At 71.3% G+C, this 19,745-nt stretch carries 19 protein-coding genes; 16 read left to right on the top strand and 3 right to left on the bottom strand.

Translation table 11 applies throughout. The annotated features are described in order from the left end of the window. Positions 1-122 precede the first annotated feature (122 nt). Positions 123-716 (top strand): TetR/AcrR family transcriptional regulator, encoded by a 594-nt coding sequence (locus J2S57_RS23455; RefSeq protein WP_307246633.1) that lies wholly within the window; start codon positions 123-125, stop codon positions 714-716. A 6-nt stretch (positions 717-722) separates the two neighbouring features. Here the strand turns inward: J2S57_RS23455 and J2S57_RS23450 are convergent, their stop codons facing one another. Continuing rightward, the gene (locus tag J2S57_RS23450; protein ID WP_307246631.1) at positions 723-1,661 is read right to left on the bottom strand and encodes a LysR family transcriptional regulator; all 939 of its coding nucleotides are present in this window, start codon (positions 1,659-1,661) and stop codon (positions 723-725) included. 314 nt (positions 1,662-1,975) lie between these two features. On the opposite strand from J2S57_RS23450, the gene J2S57_RS23445 reads away from it, so the two are divergent. From J2S57_RS23445 to J2S57_RS23405, 9 genes are all read left to right on the top strand, one after another. After that, positions 1,976-3,229, top strand: coding sequence for a flavin-containing monooxygenase (locus J2S57_RS23445; RefSeq protein ID WP_307246629.1), 1,254 nt, complete (start codon positions 1,976-1,978; stop codon positions 3,227-3,229). Beyond that, a complete protein-coding gene (locus J2S57_RS23440) occupies positions 3,226-3,648 on the top strand; it encodes a RidA family protein (protein ID WP_307246626.1) in 423 nt (140 codons plus the stop codon). The genes J2S57_RS23445 and J2S57_RS23440 overlap by 4 nt, the downstream gene beginning before the upstream one ends. Then, entirely contained in the window at positions 3,645-4,313 is a 669-nt protein-coding gene (locus tag J2S57_RS23435; RefSeq protein ID WP_307246624.1) for a DUF1028 domain-containing protein, read from the top strand. Before J2S57_RS23440 ends, J2S57_RS23435 begins: the two co-directional genes overlap by 4 nt. Then, the gene (locus tag J2S57_RS23430; protein ID WP_307246623.1) at positions 4,306-5,427 is read left to right on the top strand and encodes a M20 family metallopeptidase; all 1,122 of its coding nucleotides are present in this window, start codon (positions 4,306-4,308) and stop codon (positions 5,425-5,427) included. The genes J2S57_RS23435 and J2S57_RS23430 overlap by 8 nt, the downstream gene beginning before the upstream one ends. A 199-nt stretch (positions 5,428-5,626) precedes the next feature. After that, complete coding sequence (locus tag J2S57_RS23425) at positions 5,627-6,400, top strand: DsbA family protein (RefSeq protein ID WP_307246620.1); 774 nt, start codon at positions 5,627-5,629, stop codon at positions 6,398-6,400. 177 nt (positions 6,401-6,577) lie between these two features. Next, positions 6,578-7,693 carry an SPFH domain-containing protein gene (locus J2S57_RS23420; protein WP_307246618.1) on the top strand — a complete coding sequence of 372 codons (1,116 nt, stop codon included), beginning with the start codon at positions 6,578-6,580 and terminating at the stop codon, positions 7,691-7,693. A 37-nt stretch (positions 7,694-7,730) separates the two neighbouring features. Beyond that, on the top strand, positions 7,731-8,828 hold the full coding sequence (locus tag J2S57_RS23415; RefSeq protein WP_307246616.1) for a TFIIB-type zinc ribbon-containing protein: 1,098 nt from the start codon (positions 7,731-7,733) through the stop codon (positions 8,826-8,828). A 1-nt stretch (position 8,829) separates the two neighbouring features. Then, a complete protein-coding gene (locus J2S57_RS23410; protein WP_307246614.1) occupies positions 8,830-9,699 on the top strand; it encodes a dihydrodipicolinate synthase family protein in 870 nt (289 codons plus the stop codon). Positions 9,700-9,723: 24 nt separating this feature from the next. Continuing rightward, a complete protein-coding gene (locus tag J2S57_RS23405; protein WP_307246612.1) occupies positions 9,724-10,491 on the top strand; it encodes a maleylpyruvate isomerase N-terminal domain-containing protein in 768 nt (255 codons plus the stop codon). Positions 10,492-10,494: 3 nt separating this feature from the next. Here the strand turns inward: J2S57_RS23405 and J2S57_RS23400 are convergent, their stop codons facing one another. Further along, positions 10,495-10,929 carry a MarR family winged helix-turn-helix transcriptional regulator gene (locus J2S57_RS23400; protein WP_307246610.1) on the bottom strand — a complete coding sequence of 145 codons (435 nt, stop codon included), beginning with the start codon at positions 10,927-10,929 and terminating at the stop codon, positions 10,495-10,497. A 118-nt stretch (positions 10,930-11,047) separates the two neighbouring features. Here J2S57_RS23400 and J2S57_RS23395 point away from each other — a divergent pair, with 118 nt between their 5' ends. The 6 genes from J2S57_RS23395 to J2S57_RS23370 all read left to right on the top strand — a co-directional run bounded on the left by J2S57_RS23395 (position 11,048) and on the right by J2S57_RS23370 (position 18,642). Further along, complete coding sequence (locus J2S57_RS23395) at positions 11,048-11,878, top strand: alpha/beta hydrolase (protein ID WP_307246608.1); 831 nt, start codon at positions 11,048-11,050, stop codon at positions 11,876-11,878. 123 nt (positions 11,879-12,001) lie between these two features. Then, positions 12,002-13,612 carry a methyl-accepting chemotaxis protein gene (locus J2S57_RS23390; RefSeq protein WP_307246606.1) on the top strand — a complete coding sequence of 537 codons (1,611 nt, stop codon included), beginning with the start codon at positions 12,002-12,004 and terminating at the stop codon, positions 13,610-13,612. Between the two features lie 378 nt (positions 13,613-13,990). Beyond that, entirely contained in the window at positions 13,991-14,821 is an 831-nt protein-coding gene (locus J2S57_RS23385; RefSeq protein ID WP_307246604.1) for an ABC transporter ATP-binding protein, read from the top strand. A 25-nt stretch (positions 14,822-14,846) separates the two neighbouring features. Continuing rightward, positions 14,847-15,857, top strand: coding sequence for an ABC transporter substrate-binding protein (locus J2S57_RS23380; RefSeq protein WP_307246602.1), 1,011 nt, complete (start codon positions 14,847-14,849; stop codon positions 15,855-15,857). A 10-nt stretch (positions 15,858-15,867) separates the two neighbouring features. Beyond that, entirely contained in the window at positions 15,868-17,982 is a 2,115-nt protein-coding gene (locus J2S57_RS23375; protein WP_307246600.1) for an iron ABC transporter permease, read from the top strand. Positions 17,983-18,324: 342 nt separating this feature from the next. After that, a complete protein-coding gene (locus J2S57_RS23370; RefSeq protein WP_307246598.1) occupies positions 18,325-18,642 on the top strand; it encodes a hypothetical protein in 318 nt (105 codons plus the stop codon). 10 nt (positions 18,643-18,652) lie between these two features. On the opposite strand, the gene J2S57_RS23365 is transcribed toward J2S57_RS23370, so the two are convergent. Further along, positions 18,653-19,558 (bottom strand): helix-turn-helix domain-containing protein, encoded by a 906-nt coding sequence (locus tag J2S57_RS23365; RefSeq protein ID WP_307246596.1) that lies wholly within the window; start codon positions 19,556-19,558, stop codon positions 18,653-18,655. Positions 19,559-19,745: the final 187 nt, after the last annotated feature.

The raw sequence follows: 19,745 nt of genomic DNA, 5'->3' as shown, positions 1-19,745 counted from the left end.
GAAGTTCTTTGTTGTTGGCATCAAAGAATCGGGGCGATGCCGAACAGTAGAACCCGCCCCCGTGCGGGAGGACAAGGCCGTCGGTTGATGATTCTTTGATGCAGACCATCAATAATGGAGAGATGGCCCGGCCCAAGGATCAGCGAGAGCGCCGTCACGACCTGGTGCGGGCGGCGATGCGCGCCATCACCGCGCACGGCGCCGCCGGCCTGAAGATCCGCGACGTCGCGGCCGAGGCCGGCCTGTCACCGGCCCTGGTCAGCTACTACTACCCTCGCCTCGACGACCTGCTGCTCGACGTGCACGCCCACGTCGTGCAGCGCTTCTACACCGCCCGCCGGGCCGCGATCGAGACCCTCGACGACCCGGTCGCCCAGCTGCGCGAGCTGGCCCGGCGGGGCGTGCCCGGGCACGACGAGATCTCCCCGGTGATCTACGAGATGCACCTGCACGCCGCCCGCAACCGGCCGCACGCCGCGCTCATGACCTCGCTGTGGGAGCAGGAGGTCTCACTCTACGAACGGGTGCTCTCCCGCGGCGAGGCGTCGGGCGTCTTCACGCTCCGGGCCCCGGCCCGCACCGTCGCCGAGACCGTCGTGGCGCTGGAGGACGCGGTCGGCCTGCACCTCGCCGGGCACAACGCCGCGCTCCCGGCCGAGCACGCCCGCGACCTCGTCGCCGGCCTGCTGGAACGCGAGACTGGACAGCATTTCTGACCGGTTTCAGGTGCCCGGGTGCGGCCGGGCACCCGGCACGGCGTTGGCCACCACCCGCACCGCGTCGGCCACCGCCCGCACCCGCGCCGTGGCCCGCACCGAGCGCAGGGTGGCCACCACCAGGGGCAGGCCGGGCACTTCGTCGGAGATCGGCCGGGTCACCACCGCGCGCCCGTCGTAGGTGGAGTCGTGCCGGGGCTGCTGGTTGAGAATCGCGTAGCCGTAGCCCTTGGCCACGAGTGAGCGCACCGTCTCATAGCCGTACGAGCGGTGCCGCACCACCGGTTCCACGCCCGCGCCACGCATCACGTCGAGGAAGTACTCACGACTGTGCGGCAGGTCGAGCAGGATCATCTTGTCGTGCGCCAGTTCCCGCAGCGGCACCCGGCGGCGCGCCGACAGCGGGTGCCCGGCCGGCAGCACGACGTGCGGGGGCACCGTGGTGACGATCTCCCGCCGCATCTCCTCGCCGAACGCGAAGTCCCAGCTGACGGCCATCTCCGCGCGGCCGGAGCGCAGTGCCTCGCGGGCCTCGTCGGCGTCCACCTCGATCACGTCGACGTCGAGCCCGGGATGCCGCTCGGCCAGCAGCGCCATCACGTCGGCGAGCAGGAACGGCGCCAGGGTGACGAAGAAGGCGATCCGGATCGTGCCGCGGACCTGCTCGTCCATGCCGCGCGCGGCGTCGAGCGCCTCGTCGAGCGTGCCCAGCACCGCACGGGCGTCGCCGAGCAGCTGCTGCCCGGCCGGGGTGAGCGCCAGCCCCTTCGAGCGCATCCGGATGAACAGCTGCGCCCCGACCTGACTCTCGAGCTGCGCCACGGCCGACGACACCGCCGACTGCGCCACCAGCAGGCTGGTGGCGGCCTGGGTCATGCTCAGGCAGCTCGCGGCCTCGACGAAGTAGCGCAGCTGCGCGAGCGTGATGTCCGGCTTGCGGGCCATGGCACTCCTTGCGGGCGTCGATCAGCGCAGTAGGGCGGCTGAATCAGAACACCATAGGCCATCTGCATCAGCTCAGCCGATGCCGCGCTCCCGCGGCCGCACGCCTGTGCTTGCCTGCGAACGGCCGGGTTTCAGGCATGTTTCCATCTCGTTATCGGCGCCGCTTCATCACTTCCACCGATCTACTTCCCTGCCGAATTCATTTTTTACTCCGCCAGAAAGCGCTCCTACGCTGATCGGGAACCGGTGGGACGGGTGCCGATCGCGCCGCCCCCGGCTCCAGCACGTCCTTCCCCTCAGAGCTTGGAGACGAAATGGCCCACCACGAGGTGGAGGTTCTCGTCGTCGGCGCCGGCCAGGCCGGTGTCGCCACGAGCGAGCACCTGACCCAGGCCGGGGTGAAGCACCTCGTTCTCGAGCGCGGCCGCATCGCCGAGCGCTGGCGTTCCGAGCGCTGGGACTCGCTGGTCGCGAACGGCCCGGTCTGGCACGACCGTTTCCCGAACCTGGAGTTCGCCGACGTCGAGCCCGACGGCTTCGCCACCAAGGAGCAGGTGGCCGAGTACTTCGAGGCCTACGCGGCCAAGTTCGACCTGCCCGTGCGCACCGGTGTCGAGGTCACCTCCGTCCGGCGCAACGACGGCGAGCCCGGTTTCACGGCCGAGACCTCCATCGGCACCGTCAGTGCCCGCTACGTCGTGGCCGCGACCGGCCCGTTCCAGACCCCGGTGTTCCCACCGATCGTGCCGACCGGGGCCGTGCACCAGATTCATTCCAGCTCGTACCGCAACCCGCAGCAGCTGCCCGAGGGCAACGTGCTGGTGGTCGGCGCGGGCTCGTCCGGCGTCCAGATCGCCGACGAGCTGCAGCGTTCCGGGCGCCAGGTGTACCTCTCGGTCGGGCCGCACGACCGGCCGCCGCGGCGCTACCGCAACCGCGACTTCGTCTGGTGGCTGGGCGTTCTCGGCCTGTGGGACCTGGAGACCCCGGCCGCCGGGGCCGAGCACGTCACGATCGCCGTCAGCGGCGCGCGCGGCGGGCACACCGTCGACTTCCGCGAACTGGCTCTCGGCGGTATCCGCCTGGTGGGGCTGACCGATTCGCTCGAGGACGGTGTGGTGACCTTCCGCGGGGACCTCGCCGACAATGTGGCCGCCGGGGACGCGAACATGCTGGCCCTGCTGCGGGCGGCCGACGCGTACGTGGCCCGCAACGGGCTCGACCTGCCCGAGGAACCCCAGGCGCACGTGCTCGGCGATCTGCCCCTGGACGCCCAGAATCCGCTGCGCTCACTGGATCTGGTGGCGGCCGGGATCACCAGCATCGTCTGGGCCACCGGCTTCAAGACCGACTACAGCTGGCTGCAGGTCGGCGACGCCGTGGACGACTCCGGCAAACCCGTTCACCGTCGTGGCGTCTCGGCCGAGCCCGGCGTCTACTTCGTGGGCCTGCCGTGGCTCTCGCGGCGCGGGTCGAGCTTCATCTGGGGTGTGTGGCACGATGCCAAGCACGTCGCGGGTCACATCGGCACGCAGCTGAACTACGTCTCTTACCAGGAGAAGTCATGATTGTCGCGGGTGGCCACCGACGGATCCGGCCCTTCAACACCAAGGACACCTACCCCGAGCAGAACCTCGACAACGACCTCTGCCAGGCCGTCGTCGCGGGCAACACCGTGTACGTGCGCGGGCAGATCGGGCAGGACCTCGACACCAGCGAGTCGGTCGGCATCGGTGACGTCGGCGTGCAGACCGAGCAGGCCATGGCCAACATCGCGATGCTGCTCGACGAGGCCGGCGCCACGATGGAACACCTGGTCAAGCTCACCATCTACATCGTCGATCCGCGTTACCGCGAAACGGTTTACCGCGCCATCGGCCGGCACACCAAGGGCGTGCACCCGATCTCCACCGGCATCGTGGTCTCGGCCCTGGCCCGCCCGGAGTGGCTCGTCGAGATCGACGCGATCGCGGTGATCCCCTCATGACCTTCTCCGTGCTGGCCACCGACCCCTCCGGCGCCGTCGGGATCGCCGTGACCTCGTCGTCCCCCGCGGTCGCGGCCCGCTGCGTGCACCTGCGGGCGGGAGTGGGCGGGGCCTCCTCGCAGAACGTCACCGACCCGCGCCTGGGAACCGCGCTCCTCGACGCGTTGGACTCGGGTCTCCCGGCTCCCGAAGCCCTTTCGCGGGTGGTCACCGACCGCGAGCACATCGAGCACCGCCAGCTCACGGTGCTGGGGCTCGACGGGCCGGGCGCCGCGTTCTCCGGCGCCGGAACGTTGGGGGTGCATCACACCGTCGTCGGCGACCGGGTGGTGGCCGCGGGCAACCTGCTGGCCTCCACCTCCGTGATCTCCGCGGTGGCGCAGGCTTTCGAGCAGTCGTCCGGTGAGCTCGAGTCCCGTCTGCTGCTCGCGCTGGAGGCCGGGCTGGCCGCGGGTGGTGAGGCCGGGCCGATCCGCTCGGCCGGGCTGTCGGTGGTGCGGCAGGTCGCCTGGCGCGAGACCGACCTGCGCGTCGACTGGAGCGACACCCCGCTGGAGGATCTGCGAGCGCTGCTCGAGGTGTGGATGCCGCAGCGCGACGCCTACGTGACGCGGGGGCTGAACCCGGAGTCGGCGCCGTCGTACGGGGTTCCGGGCGATGAGTAAGGATGCTGCCGCGGCCGGGGTCTCGCGGGACGCCGGGCGGCTGATCCAGCTGTCCGAGCTGCTGCACGCGAACCCGGAGACCGGCTGGCAGGAGCACCGGGCGTCGCGCTGGGTGGCCGAGGCGCTGTCCGAGGCCGGTTTCGACGTGACGCCGGCCTATCTCGGCCTGGAGACGGCGTTCCTGGCCACGTACGGCAGCGGCCCGTTCCGGCTCGGCCTGTGCGCCGAGTACGACGCGCTGCCCGGGCTGGGGCATGCCTGCGGGCACAACCTGATCTCGGCGATCACCGTCGGCGCGGCGCGGGCCCTGGCCCCGCTGGCCGACGCGGCGGGTCTGACCATCGAGGTGTACGGCACGCCGGCCGAGGAGGGTGGTGGCGGCAAGATCGAGCTGCTCGAGCGGGGCGCCTTCGCCGGGCTCGACCTGGCGATGATGGCCCACCCGGCGCCGGTCGACGTGGCCGAGGCCGAGCCGTTCGCGGTGTCGCACTCGCACGTGTCGTACCGGGGCAAGGCCGCGCACGCGGCGGCCTACCCGGAGCACGGCGTCAACGCGGCCGATGCGTTCACCGTCGCCCAGGTCGCGATCGGCCTTCTGCGGCAACAGCTTCCGCCGACGGTGCGGGTGCACGGCGTGATGACCAACGGTGGCGAGGCACCCAACGCGATCCCCGCCCACACCGAGGGGCGCTGGTACGTGCGCGCGTCGTCCCTCCAGCAGCTGACCGAGACCGAGGAGAAGGTCCGGCGCTGCTTCGAGGCGGGAGCGCTGGCCACCGGCGCCACCCTGGAGATCGAGCCGGAGAGCAAGCCCTACGCCGAGTTCCGCACCTTCACCCCGGCGCTGGAGGCGTACCGGCGCAACGCCCGGCAGCTGGGCCGGGTGTTCGACGAGCACTCCCCCGCGCGCAGGATGAACCGCGCGTCGACCGACATGGGCAACGTGTCACAGGTGGTGCCCGCGATCCACCCGTACATCGGCATCAACTCGGGAACGGCCCTGAACCACCAGCCCGAGTTCGCCGCGCACTGCGTGGGGGCGGACGCCGAGAAGGCTCTGCTCGACGCGGCGACGGCCCTCGCCTGGACGGCGCTGGACATCGCCGTGCCCTGACCGGCCGGACGATCCGGGCACGGTGATCGCGTCCGGTGCGTCGGCGGTCCGTCGGCGGTCCCGATCGGCGGCACCCCGGAGACCCGGGTGGTGCGGTGGCCGGCCCCCGGGATCGCTCCCCGACCGTTTTCATATGTTCCTCACGGGTTCCGCACAGCCCGCCGCCCTACGGTTCCTCCCCCGACGGAGGAGAGGAACCATGACCAGCGGACGTGCGACCCGTGAGGCGCGGCGGCAGAAGATGGAGCAGGAACGGCTGCGGGTGGCGCGGGAGAAGGCCACCCGGCAGGCGGTCCGGGTCGGTACCGCGGTCGTGCTGGTGCTCGTGGTGGTCCTGGGCGGGTTCCTCTACTGGTCCGACCGCCGGCCCGGCGAGGAGGCGACGGAGACGGCCGCGACGACCACGCCGTCCAACATCGGGCCGGACAACTCGGTCGTGGTGGGTGACGAGACCGCCGCCGTCACGATCGACCTCTACGAGGACTACGCGTCGAAGGACTCGGCCACGTTCGAGAAGTCCGCCCGCGAGCAGCTCGCCACCTGGGCCGAGGACGGCGACGTGCAGGTTCACTACCACCTGCTCTCCACGGACGACGCCGACAGCGAGACCACCGGGACCACCGCCGACCAGGACGAGACCTCCGCCGGCCTGAAGGCCGTCAACGCCGCGGCCGCCGTGGTGAACGCCGACCCCGACGCCTTCCCGGCCTTCCACGAGCTGCTCCTCGAGCACCAGGGCGACGACCTCACCGACGACGCCCTGATCGGTTACGCCGTCGAGGCCGGCGCGAGCCAGGACGCGGTGAGCACCGCGATCTCGAGCCTCACCTACGGCGACTGGGCCACGGAGGCGACCACGGCGTCCACCGTCACCACCACCCCGGCCGCACGGGTGAACGGGACGACGGTGGACGACCTGAGCGCCAGGACCCTGCGGACCGCGGTCACCGAGGCCCTGGATTCCGGCGAGTAGCGTGCCCCTCCCGGCTGCCCTCGGGTGCAGCCCGTAGCCTCTTCGCCGAGTGGTGCAACGTCGGCGCACGGGTCGTCGTCTGTCTGGTGCAAGATCCCCGCGAGGGGACGTGTGCACCCGGCCGGCCGGTCACGGACCGACCCGGCCAGGGGCACCGACGAGCCAAGGAGGAGCACGGTGGGCCTGTTCGACAAGATCCGCGGCGAGCTGATCGACATCATCGAGTGGCTGGACGACAGCCGCGACACGATGGTGTACCGCTTCCCGCGCTACCAGAACGAGATCAAGATGGGCGCGAAGCTCGTCGTGCGGGAGTCCCAGACCGCGGTCTTCGTCAACGAGGGCCAGATCGCCGACGTGTTCACCCCGGGCACGCACACGCTCGAGACCCAGAACATGCCGGTCCTGAGCACCCTCAAGGGCTGGAAGTACGGCTTCAACTCGCCGTTCAAGGCCGAGGTCTACTTCGTCAGCACCCGCCAGTTCACCGAGCTGAAGTGGGGCACGCAGAACCCGATCATGCTGCGTGACGCCGACTTCGGCATGGTGCGGGTGCGGGCGTTCGGTGGGTTCTCGGCGCGCGTGGTCGATCCCGGCCTGTTCCTCAAGGAGCTGGTGGGCACCGACGGGCTCTTCAAGACCGACGAGGTCAAGGAATACCTGCGGCAGATGATCGTGGGCCGGCTGGCGGGTGCCCTGGCGCACGCCCAGGTGGCCGTGCTCGACCTGGCCGCGAACCAGGAGGCCATCGCCGCGCGCCTGGCCGGCACGCTGACCGAGGAGCTCGCGCCCTCGGGAATCGCGATCCCCAAGTTCATCATCGAGAACGTCTCCCTCCCGCCCGAGGTCGAGGCCGCGATGGACAAGCGCACCCAGATGGGTGTGCTCGGCGACCTGAACAAGTACACGCAGTTCCAGACGGCGAACGCGATCGAGAACGCGTCGAACAACCCGGGTGGTGCGGGTGACGCTCTCGGGATCGGGCTGGGTGTCGGGCTGGGTCAGCAGGCCGCCGCCGCGATGTATCAGCAGCCCCAGGCGCAGGCTCAGCCTCAGCACCAACCGGCCGGTCCTCCCCCGCTGCCCGTCGCCGCCCAGTGGTACATCGCCGTGAACGGTGCCCAGCAGGGGCCGCTCGACGAGGCCGGGCTGCAGGCGCAGGCCTCCTCCGGCGCACTGTCGGGCACCACCCTGGTCTGGAAGGCGGGTATGGGCGAATGGACGCCGGCCGCCTCGGTTCCCGAGGTCTCCCGGTTCCTCACCCAGGGTCCGCCGCCGCTGCCCCCGCAGTAGATTTCCAAGCCACCGACGATCTAGAGCCAGGTCAGGGATGACGGACCAGCAGCAGTACACCCAGCAGCAGTACCCGTGCGCCTCGTGCGGCGCGCGGCTCACGTTCGCGCCCGGCACCACCGCGCTCAAGTGCCCGTACTGCGGGTTCGAGCAGGAGGTCGCGCGCGACGAGAACCGGGTGGTGCGCGAACACGACTACGACCTGTGGATGGCTACGGCGCAGAGCATGCCGGTGTCGCAGATCGCCGCGCACACGGTGACCTGCACCGGCTGCGGGGCGCGCACGGAGACCGACAAGCTCTCCGACGCGTGCCCGTTCTGCGGCGCCGCGATCGTGGTCGAGGCGAACACGGACATCATGATCACGCCCGAGGGCGTGCTGCCGTTCGCGATCGCCTCGGACAAGGCCATGGATCTGCTGCAGGCCTGGGTGAGAAGCCGCTGGTTCGCGCCCAACTCGCTGAAGTCGCTGGCCGCCCGCGAGGGTATCCAGGGCACGTACCTGCCGTACTGGACCTACGACAGCGACACGATGACCATGTACCACGGTCAGCGCGGCGACTACTACTACGAGACCGAGACCTACCGCGACTCCGACGGCGAGGAGCAGGAGCGTCAGGTGCGCAAGATCCGCTGGTGGCCGGCCTACGGGCAGGTCGAGCGGATCTTCGACGACATCCTGGTCCCCGCCGTCACCCGCCTGCCCTCGAAGCGGGTGGAAGCCCTTGAGCCGTGGGACATCCCGGCCGCCGTGCCCTACCAGCCGGAGTTCCTGGCGGGCTACCAGACGCTGCGCTACGAGGTCGAGCCGCCGGCCGGCCTGGAGCAGTTCAAGCAGATCGCGGAGCGGCAGATCGAGCGGGACTGCCGTGACGACATCGGCGGTGACGAACAGCGGGTCACCTCGATGGACACCCAGTGGAACGCCATCACGTTCAAGCTCCTGCTGCTGCCGGTCTGGCTCGCCGCCTACCGCTTCGACAACAAGACCTGGCAGGTGATGATCAACGCGCGCACGGGTGAGGTCATCGGCGACCGGCCGTACAGCGTCGCGAAGATCGTCTCGGCCGTGATCGCGGCGCTCGTGGTCGTGGGGCTGGCCGTTCTCGCCTACACGATGTTCCAGGGGAGGTGAGATGTTCACGGGGCTGAGCGCTTTCCCGCTGACACCTCTGACTCGGGAGGGCGTCGACGAGGTCGCCCACGCGGGTTTGACGGCACGGCTGGTGGACGCGTCGGTCGACTCGATCACGGCCCTCGGGTCGACGGGGTCGTACGTCTACCTCGACCGGGCCTCGCGGGCCCGGGTCGCCCGGCTCACCGTGGAGAACGCGGGGTCGATCCCGGTCGCCGTGGGTATCGGCGCCCTCAGCACCCGGGCCGTGCTGGAACACGCCGAGGACGCCCAGAACGCCGGTGCCGCCGGTGTTCTGCTCGCCCCGGTGTCCTACCAGCCACTCACGCCCGACGACGTGTTCGGTCTGTTCGAGGACGTCACGCGCGAGCTGTCGGTGCCCCTGGCGGTCTACGACAACCCGGCCACCACGCACGTCACGTTCACCGACGAGCTCTACGCGGCGATCGCGGCGCTGCCGAACGTGGCCTCGATCAAGATCCCGCCGGCGGCGGCCTCCCGGGTGCCTGAGCTGAAAGGGCTTCTGCCTTCGGGGATCACACTGGGAATCTCCGGTGACGCGGCCGCCGCGACCGGCCTGGCACAGGGGTGTGACGCGTGGTTCTCGGCGATCGGGGGAACCCTGCCCCTTCTCGCCCAGGGGATCGCCCGGCCGGCCCGGGCCGGGGACCACCCGGCCGCCCTGAGAGAATCGGCTCGGCTCCAGCCTCTGTGGGACCTGTTCGCCGAGCACGGCAGCTACCGGGTGATCGCGGCGATCGCCGAGCACCTGGAGCTGGTCACCCGGCCGAGCCTGCCCCGGCCGATCCGGGGCCTGCCCGACGAGACCCGGGTCCGTCTGGCCGCGGTGCTCAAATTCGTTGCGGCGTGAGCATCTCGCTGGTAAACAGCTCCGGTGCACACACCTCTGCCGTTCTCGGAACTCCTGCGCCTGTTCGGCGAGCGCTCCGCGGACTTCCGGGCGGCGATCGCCGCCGCCCCCGATCTCGAGGTGCGGGTACCGACCTGCCCCGACTGGACGCTGTCCGACCTGGCCCGGCACATCGGTGAGCGCCGCCGGTGCTGGGCCGCGACGGTGGCCGCGGGCCCGGACGCGACCGGCCTGGTCGTCCCCGACGACATCCCGCCCATGCCCTCCGACCGCGCCGAACTGGTGGCCTGGCTGGCCGAGGGCGCGCAGCAGCAGATCGACGCGCTGGCGGCCGCGGGGCCCTCGGCGCCCTGCTGGACCTGGTGGGGCGACTCGCAGTCGCCGCGGACGTCCGGTGCGGTGGCCCGGCACCAGCTGCAGGAGATCTCGGTGCACGCCTACGACGCGCAGCTCACCGTCGGTCCCGGGAAGCCGCTGCCGTCGGAGGTGGCGCTCGACGGGGTCGAGGAGTTCCAGTTCACCATCTGTGCCAACACCACGCCGTGGCCCCACCGGCCCGCGGTGCTCGACTACCACGCCACCGAGGGCAGCTCCTGGCGCGTGACGCTGGGCGCCGACGGGGTCCGGGCCGACCGGCTCGACCTCCCGGCTTCCACCCCCGACGTCTCCGTGCGGGGAACCGCCAGCGACCTGCAGCTCTTCTGCTACGGCCGGCTGGAACTCGACGCCCTGCAGGTGACGGGTGACGTCACGGTCATCGACCAGCTGGTGGCGTGGGACCCGAGCGCCTGAGTCTCAGCCCAGCTTCTCCAGCGACGCCCGGAGCGCGGCGAGAACCCCGGCGGCCCGGGCCAGTTCGTCGAGCGGGGCGACGTCGGCGGTGAGGGCGGTCAGTTCGCGTTCCAGCACCGGGCGGGCCGTCTTCAGTTGCTCGGCCCCCTCGGGGGTGAGCGTCAGGATCGACGAGCGACGATCGCCCGGGTTGGCCGCCCGGGCGCACAGGCCGGCGGCCTCCACCCGGTCGACCGCCTTGCTCGCGGCACCCACCGTGATGCCGATCGCCTGGACGACGTCGAGCACCCGGCAGTTCTCGGTGGAGTCGATGATGTGCAGCAACTGGAACTGCCCGAGCGTGAGCCCGTGCCGGTCGCGCAGCCGGGCGTCGGCGGTGTTGTAGAGCCGCGTCTCCACCCGGACGAAGTCGAAGAACATCTCTGTGGCCTGGCTCACGCACACCTCTTTAAATTCCTGGGAATCTAGTTCCCGGGAAGCTGGTTGCTCCCGTCACGATAGATTCCCTGGAAGCATCTTTCCATGGAGTCGACTGCGACGAGCGACCGGAGCCGGCATGACCATCGACCCCACCCTCGCGGACCAGCGCACCTCCTACGACCAGCTGATCCACCGGGACCTGCCCGCGGGCGTCACCACCCGGACCACCACACTCGGTGGCCGCCCCGCCCTCGAGATCCGCACCGGCGCCACCGGCGGCACCCTCCTGTTCCTGCACGGCGGGGGCTACCGACTCGGAAGTCCGGCGGCCTACGCCGGTTTCACCACCGCCATCGCCCGGCAGACCGGCACCGAGGCCGTCGCCCCGGACTACCGCCTCGCCCCGGAGCACCCGTTCCCCGCGGCCACCGACGACGCCCTGGCCGCCTACCGCGAGCTCGTGCGGAACGTCCACCCTTCGCGGCTCGTGATCGGCGGCGACTCGGCCGGCGGCGGGCTCACCATCGCCACCCTGGTCGGGGCTCGCGACGCCGGACTCCCGCTTCCCGCGGCGGCTTTCGTGTTCTCGCCGTACGCCGACCTCACCCACAGCGGCGAGTCCATGCGCACCCGGGTCGGTATCGACCCGATCTTCACCCCCGAGGCCCTGGCCACGCTCGGCGCGCTCTACACCTCCGACCCGCACGACCCCCGGGCCAGCGTCTGGACGGCCGACCTGAGGGGCCTCCCGCCCCTGCTGATCCAGGTCGGCTCGAGCGAACTGCTGCTCGACGACGCGGTGCGCCTGGCGGCCCGGGCCGCGGCCGACGATGTCGACGTGACGCTCGAGGTCACGGCCCGGGCCCCGCACGTGTTCCAGAACCGGTTCGGTGACGGCGGTCCCGCCGACGCCGCCCTGGAGAACGTGGGCCGGTTCGTACGCCGGCACCTCACCGTTCGTCGCTGAATCGCCGCCGGGCGGGAAATTCACCGTCCCCGCCCTCAAGGTGTCGCCCCTGTCACGATCAAGATCAGAACCGCGTTCGACGAGACTTGCTTGAAGGCTCACGAAACGTTGAAGGCGGGGAAGATGGGCAAGAGGCAGAACCACGGACGGAACCTGCTGGGTTCGCTGAGCATCCGCACGAGCATCCTGCTGGTGGTGACGGTGGCGCTCGCCGTGACCGTGCTCAGCGCCGGGATCAGCCTGCTGTCGATGAGCAACCTGGCGAAGAACAGCTCGGCCATCTACACCAGCTCGTACCAGCCGGCTCAGGACATCGCGACGGTGCGCGAGATGGTGTGGAAGGCCCGCTGGGCGTCGCTGAAGGCGAGCACGTCGCTGGACGCGCCCACCACGAACGACTACCTGAAGCAGTTCAGCGAGATGCTGACCGTCATCGACTCCGCGATCACGAGTTTCGAGGCGCAGCCGGTCACCACCGCCGAGCGCGAGAAGATGCGGGCCTTCGCGGGCAACTGGCAGACCTACCTCGAGATGCGCGACCACGCCGAGGAACTCAATGCCGCGGGCCGCACCAAGGAGTGGCAGGACTACTCCACCAACGAGATCAACCCGCAGATGGCGCAGACCCTCGACGACCTGGCCGGTCTCACCGAGATGTCCACCGCCGCCGCGAAGACCAACGTGGACGCGGCGTCGGACACCTTCGGCCGCAGCCGCCTGGTGCTGATCCTCACCCTGGCCCTGGCCATCGCGATCGCGGTCGGCCTGTCCACGGTGGTCGCGCGCAGCATCACCGTTCCGCTGGCCCGCCTGCGGAGCGTGCTCGAGGCGGTGGCCTCGGGCGACCTCACCCAGGACATCCACCTCGGTCTGCGCAACGAGGTCGGCCGGATGGGCGAGGCGCTGTCCGAGGCGGTGCGGCGTATGCGCGCAACGCTCGGCACCCTGGCCACGAGCAGCCAGGCCCTGGCCCAGCACTCGGGCGAGCTGGAGCGCTCCAGCTCGGCGATGTCGACGAGCGCGCACACCACCAGCGACAGCGTGAACCGGATGGGGGACGTGGTGACCGGGGTGGCCACGAACGTCCAGGCGGTCGCGTCGGGAGCCGAGCAGATGGGCGCGTCCATCCGCGAGATCTCCTCCAGCGCCCAGGATGCCGCGGGCGTGGCGGCCCAGGCCGTGACCGTGGCGGCGGACGCGTCCGAGATCATGATCCGGCTGGGGGCCTCCTCCAGCGAGGTCGGGAACGTGGTCAAGCTGATCACGTCGATCGCCGAGCAGACCAACCTACTGGCCCTCAACGCGACCATCGAGGCCGCCCGCGCCGGTGACGCCGGCAAGGGCTTCGCGGTGGTGGCCGACGAGGTGAAGCAGCTGGCGCAGGAGACCGCCCGGGCGACCGAGGACATCTCGCAGCGCATCGAGGCGATCCAGAGCGACACCTCGGTGGCGGTCGAGTCGATCGGCCGGATCAGCCAGGTCATCGGCGACATCAACTCGTACCAGACCACCATCGCCACGGCTGTCGAGGAGCAGTCGGTGACCACCAGCACGATGGCCGCCGACCTGACCACGGCCGCCGGCGGAGCCGACCAGATCGGGCACGGCCTGACCAGCGTGCACTCCTCGGCCAACACCACGCTGAACGGGGCCCAGGCCACGCAGGCGTCGGCCGCGCAGCTGGCGGCGATCGCCGGTGAGCTGCAGAGCGCGATGTCGGCCTTCCGGGTGTAGCTCGGCCCGCCCGGTGCTGCGACCCGTTCGCGGCCCCGGTGCACCCGTGTTCCCGACCCAGGCGCACCCGTGCCCGGACCGAGCCGCACCCATCCCCCGACCGAGCCGCACCTCGTTCCGGCCGCACTGCACCTCATCCCCCACCCGAGCCGCACCCCGTTCCGGCCGCACTGCGCGCCGTTCCCAGCCGAGCCGCACCCCGTTTCCGCCTGAGCGCAACACACCCCCCTATACCCGATCGGTATAGGGGGGTGTGTTCCGTTCCGGCTCGACCCGACGGTCACGATGCCTGTGCCGGAGCTGTAAGGCCACAAAACAATTCGGCTGAACGCCCCACCCCCAACATCACCGGCAGCGGCATAGGTTAGCCTCACCTTCGTGAGCCTGCCCTTACCCGCACCGGCGCTGACCGGCGCAGATCTGACCCTCGGCTACGACGGCAAGACCGTCGTGCGGGCGGCCGGCATCAGCCTGCGCACGGGCCGGGTCACGGCACTGATCGGCCCGAACGGCTCGGGCAAGTCCACCCTGCTGCGCTCGCTGGCGCGGCTCCACACCCCGCAGGCGGGCGCCGTCACCCTGGGCGACGGCGTCGAGGCGCGCACGCTGCACCCCAAGGACTTCGCCCGCCGCGTCACGCTGCTGACCCAGTCCCGCCCCACCCCCGGTGGGGTGCGGGTCAAGGACGTCGTCGGGTACGGGCGTCATCCCTATCGCGGCCGTTTCGGCTCCGGTGATGAGGACGGCGCCGCCGTCGTCGAGCGGGCCCTGGAACTGACCGGCGTCGCCGCCATGGCCGAGCGCCCGGTGGACGAACTGTCCGGCGGTGAGCTGCAGCGCGTCTGGCTGGCCACCTGCCTGGCCCAGGACACCGGCGTGGTCCTGCTCGACGAGCCGACCACCTTCCTCGACCTGCGCTACCAGATCGAGATCCTCGACATCACAAGAGATCTCGCGGACGAGCACGGCGTCGCCATCGGCGTGGTGCTGCACGACCTGAACCAGGCCGCCGCCGTCGCCGACGAGGTGGTCCTGCTGCACTCGGGGGTCGTGCGGGCCACCGGCACCCCCGCCGAGGTCCTCACCGCCGACCTGCTCAGCGAGGTCTACGGCCTGCGCATCGACGTGCAGATCGACGAATACGGCGGTGTGCACACCAAGCCGGTCGGCCGTCACACGCAACGGCTCTCACGCCTGCCCAGCCTGTAATCATCCACATCACGAAGGACGAAGCATGTTCACCCGCCCCCGCCGCGCACTGACGCTGGCCGCGACCACCACCGCGGCCCTGGCGCTGCTGCTCACCGCCTGCGGCACCACCGAGTCGACCGGCTCCTCCAGCGAGTCCACCACCTCCGCGGCCGCCTCCGGCCCGGTCTCGATCACCGACGAGCGCGGCACCGTCGAGCTCGACGCGCCCGCGACCAAGGTCGTCTCGCTGGAGTGGGGCCTCACCGAGAACCTGCTCGCCCTGGGCGTCACCCCGGTCGGCGCCGCCGACGTCGAGAACTACAACATCTACGACACGGTCATGCCCCTCGACAAGGAGACCCCGGACGTCGGCGTGCGCGGCACCCCGAACACCGACGCCATCTCCGCGCTCGACCCCGACCTGATCGTGGCCGTCACCGGTCTCACCGACAAGGTCTACGAATCCCTCGAGAAGATCGCCCCCGTGGTCGTTCTCAAGGGTTCCGACGGCGCCGACGCGATCGGCTACATGCGCACGACCGTGAACACGCTGGCCGAGGCCACCGGCCGGACCACCGAGGCGACCGCGCTGCTCAGCGAGTTCGACGCCAAGGTCGAGGAGGGCAAGAAGGCCCTGGAGACCGCGGGCAAGACCGGCGCCCCGTTCGTGCAGGCCGACGGCTGGGTGCAGTCCGGCACCGTCACGATCCGCATGTACACGCCGACCTCGTACTTCGGCGCCGTCGCCAAGGAGATCGGCCTCGACAACCAGTACACGACCGGCGGCGACGCCGACTACGGCCTGGCCACGATCGACGTCGAGGGCCTGACCAAGATCTCGAACGCCGACACGAGCTTCCTGTACGTGCAGGGCGGCGCCCCGGCCGACTCGTTCGTGAAGTCCCTCGAGGACAACGCCATCTGGAAGAAGCTCGACTTCGTCAAGGCCGGCAACGTGAAGCCGATCACCGACGGCATCTGGATGTTCGGTGGCCCGAAGTCCGGCGCGGCGTACATCGACACGCTGGTCGAGAACGTCACCGCCGCCGGCTGATCACACCGCAGTGACCCAGACCCGCACCGCCGCCCCGGGGACGCCCTCCGCGTCCCCGGGGCGACCCGCGTCCCCCGTGCCGATCACGGCCGCCGTCGGCGTCTTCGTGATCGGCCTGGCCGCGCTCGCCGCGCTCTCCGCGGTGCACCTGACCCAGGGCACCGCCGACCTCGGCCTCGGTGAACTGCTGCGCGGGGTGCTCGGCCACGACCAGTCCGACGCCAGCGCCGTTCTCGTCGCCAGCCGTCTGCCCCGCCTGGGTGCCGCCGTGTTCGTCGGCCTGGCCCTGGGCGTCGCCGGCACCACCCTGCAGTCGGTCGCCCGCAACCCGCTGGCCTCGCCCGACACCCTCGCGGTCAACGCCGGCGCCTACCTCACCGTCGTCGCCGTCGCCGCGTTCGGCGTCAGCCTGCCGTTCTACCTCGACGGCCTGGTCGCCTTCGTCGGTGGATGTGCCGCCGCCGCAGCCGTTCTGGTCATCTCACACGGCGGCGACAACGGCCCGACCCGTCTGGTGCTGGCCGGTTCCGCCATGGCACTGGCCCTCAGCTCACTGAGTTACGTGCTGCTGATGCTGTTCTCGACCCAGACGACCGGTCTGTTCGCCTGGCAGAGCGGCACCACCGTGCAGTCCGGCGGGCACCAGGTGAAGATGGCGATCCCGGTCATCCTGCTCGGCATCGCCGGTCTGCTGCTGCTCGCCCACCGCCTCGACGTGCTGGCCCTGGGCGAGGACTCGGCCCGGGTCCTCGGCATCGACGTGCGCCGCACCCAGGTGCTCGCGGTGCTGCTGTCGGTGCTGCTGGCCGCCATCGCCGTGACCGTCACCGGCCCGATCGGCTTCGTCGGCCTGAGCGCCGGCGTGGCCGCCCGGTTCGCCGCCCGCAAGCTGCCGGGCCTGGGCAAGCACGTCGTGCTGCTGCCGCTGGCCGGGCTCCTCGGTGCCCTGGTGGTCGTCTCGGCCGACGTCGTGCTGCGCCTGTTCGTCTCCGCCGACGTCTCGATCATCATCCCGACCGGTGTCGTCACCACGCTCTCGGGCGCCCTCGTGCTGGTCTGGCTCGCCCGTCAGTTGCGCGGGGGCGCGGTCGGCCAGGGGACGCGCGGTGCCCACGGCACGGTGCGTTCCGGAACCTGGGTGGCCGGCTTGTGGGTCGTGCTCGTCGTCGCCCTCGTCGGGGTCCTCATCGCCGGCATGCTGCTCGGACAGCGGATCGTCCTGCTCGGCGACGTGATCAACTGGGTCGGCGGCGCGGCCGGGCCCCAGGTCGACTTCGCCCTGAGCCAGCGCTGGCCGCGGGTTCTCGCCGCCCTCGCCGGCGGTGCCGCCCTGGCCCTGGCCGGTGCCGTCGTGCAGGCCGTGTGCCGCAACCCGCTGGCCGAACCCGGCCTGCTCGGCGTCACCCCCGGCGCCTCGCTCGGCGCCGTCGCGGTCGTGCTGCTCCTGCCCGACCTGGGCACCTGGTCGATGATGGCCCTGGCCACCCTCGCCGCCCTGGCCACGTTCGCGCTGGTGCTCTGGCTCGCCGCCGGCACCCGGGCGACCGGCCGCGGGCTGTCCTCGGAACGGCTCGTGCTCATCGGTATCGGCGTCAGCTCCGCGGCCACGGCCGTCACCACCCTGATCGTGGTGGTGGTCTCCCCCTACGACCTGAACCTGGCCCTGACCTGGCTGTCCGGCTCGACCTACGGCCGGGGCACCGACCAGTCCGTGCCGGTGCTCATCTGCCTGGCCATCGCCCTGCCGGTCACGCTCTGGGCCTCCCGCACGCTCGACCTGATCGTGCTCGACGAGGACATGCCGCGCGTGCTCGGCGTGCGCCTCACCGCGGCCCGGATCGCGTTCTGCGCCCTGGCCGCGCTCCTCACCGCAGCCGCGGCCTGCGCCGTCGGGGCCCTCGGCTTCGTCGGCCTGGTCGCCCCGCACGCCGCCCGGGCCCTGGCCGGGGGCCGGCACTCGCGGTCGGTGCCGGTGGCCGTGGCGCTGGGCGCGATCCTGGTCTGCCTGGCCGACACGATCGGCCGCTGGCTGATCGCCCCGTCGGAGATAGCGGCCGGCCTGGTCACCGCGATCATCGGGGCGCCGTACTTCGTCTGGCTGCTGCACCGCACCCGCGCCGGCTGAGGCGGTGGTGGTGGCAGTGATGGCGGCAGGCAGCGGCGGTGGCCGGGCCTCGTCGATCGCGACCGGGCCCGGCCCACCCCCGCGTGCCCGAGGTGTCACGCACCGCGCATCACGATTCGCGCACACCGGCAAGCCTGCTTTCGGGTGGTCCGTTTTGCGGCGCGTCGCCCAGCGGTTCGTGGGAGGATCGGGGTGAACCCGAACTGAAGTCGCCCTCTGCCCCGACCGGCTGACAGTTCGTGCGGCACGACTCCTCCGCCCGGAGGACAACTGCTCAGCTCACACGCGGTACGGCCGACCATGGGCGCGTCGGTCTCTCCACCCGGTATACGGAGGCAGCGCTTGGCCGAGAGCCTGGACGGCTGGGGCACGTACGACGAGCCGCAGCCCCGGCAGCGCCCACGACGTCGAAAACGGCCGGTCGAGGCGGCACGCTCGCTGCCGCGTTACATCGACCGCAACCGCCGCAAGATGCTGATCCTGTCGCTGCTGCTCGCCTGCGTGATGCTCACGGTCACGGTGGTCGCGGTCACGGTGGCCGGCAGCCGCGCCAACTACAGCGACACCAACCGGGGCCGGTCCGAGATGGTCTCGCAGTGCCAGCTCATGTACCCCGACGACAGTGCCAAGTCGCAGCAGTGCGTCGACAACGCCCCCTGACCCTCCCGCCTCACGACGTCGTGGGCCTGGACGCCCGGCACGCGGCCACCTCCACGTCGGTGCGGGTGCGCACGGCCGGCAGCCACCCGACGACGTCGCTCCCGGGCACCGCCACGTGGTACCAGCGGTGCGTCGACACCCCGGTCTCGTCGGTGATGAGCCGCCCGTCCGCGATCACGCAGTCGGCCACCACCACGTCTTCGTGAAACACCCGGCCGGTCTGGTTGTCCGCGCTGCGCGGCTCCCACGGACTGCGGTAGAGCCCCAGCGCACAGGCTGCGATCCGCTGGTCGCGGCAGGGTTCCTCGACGTTGAACACGGTCAGCTCGGTGCCCCGGTCGAGCACCGCCGCGGCATCGGGCCCGGCGTCGGGGCCCGGATCGCCCGGCTCGTCGCCCGCCAGCCCGATCTGCCAGACCAGGCCGGCGCCGAGCACCACCACGGCCGCCGCGACGGCGGCCACGATCCACAGTCGTGACCGGGTCTTCCGAGCGTTCGGGGTGTCCGAGGGGGCGATGGTGGACGCGGGGAGCACCGGCATCGCACCGGTCAACGGCGCGGACGTCCCCGACCGGGCGGGGTCGGCCGCGTCGGCAGAGCCGGCCGGGTCGGCGGGCCGTGACTCGTCGACCATCAGCACGGCCCAGTTCTCCAGCCACGCCGCGGCCTGCGCGTCGTCGTCGGCGTAGGCCTGCACGACCTGGCGGATCACCGGGTTGCGGGGCTTGCGCCGACCGCTGAGAGTGTCGTTGAGCGTGCTCAACGGGATGCCGGTGCGCTGGTGCAGGGCCCGGTAGCTCTCCCCCGCCGCCACCCGCAGCGAGGCCAGGGCGCGCACGAACTCGTCCGAGGTGGTGGCCGCACCCGGGTCGCGCGTCGGACGGGTGGAATCCGGCAAATGCTCACTTTCGGACACGCGTCCACCCTAACCAGCACGACGGCCCGCGGCGGGCGATTTGGCGGGCCCGGTGCCCCGGCGAACGGCCCGCCGGTTGCGAACCCGTCCCGAAGCCGTCCCGAAGCCGTCCCGAAGCCGTCCCGACCCCGCCCCGAACCCGTCCCGCACGGTTCAAACCCAGGAGGGCGTCCGGGACTGTCCGAGA

This window comes from Kineosporia succinea (assembly GCF_030811555.1).
Lineage (GTDB): Bacteria > Actinomycetota > Actinomycetes > Actinomycetales > Kineosporiaceae > Kineosporia > Kineosporia succinea.
This window is presented reverse-complemented; position numbering and strand designations above follow the sequence as displayed.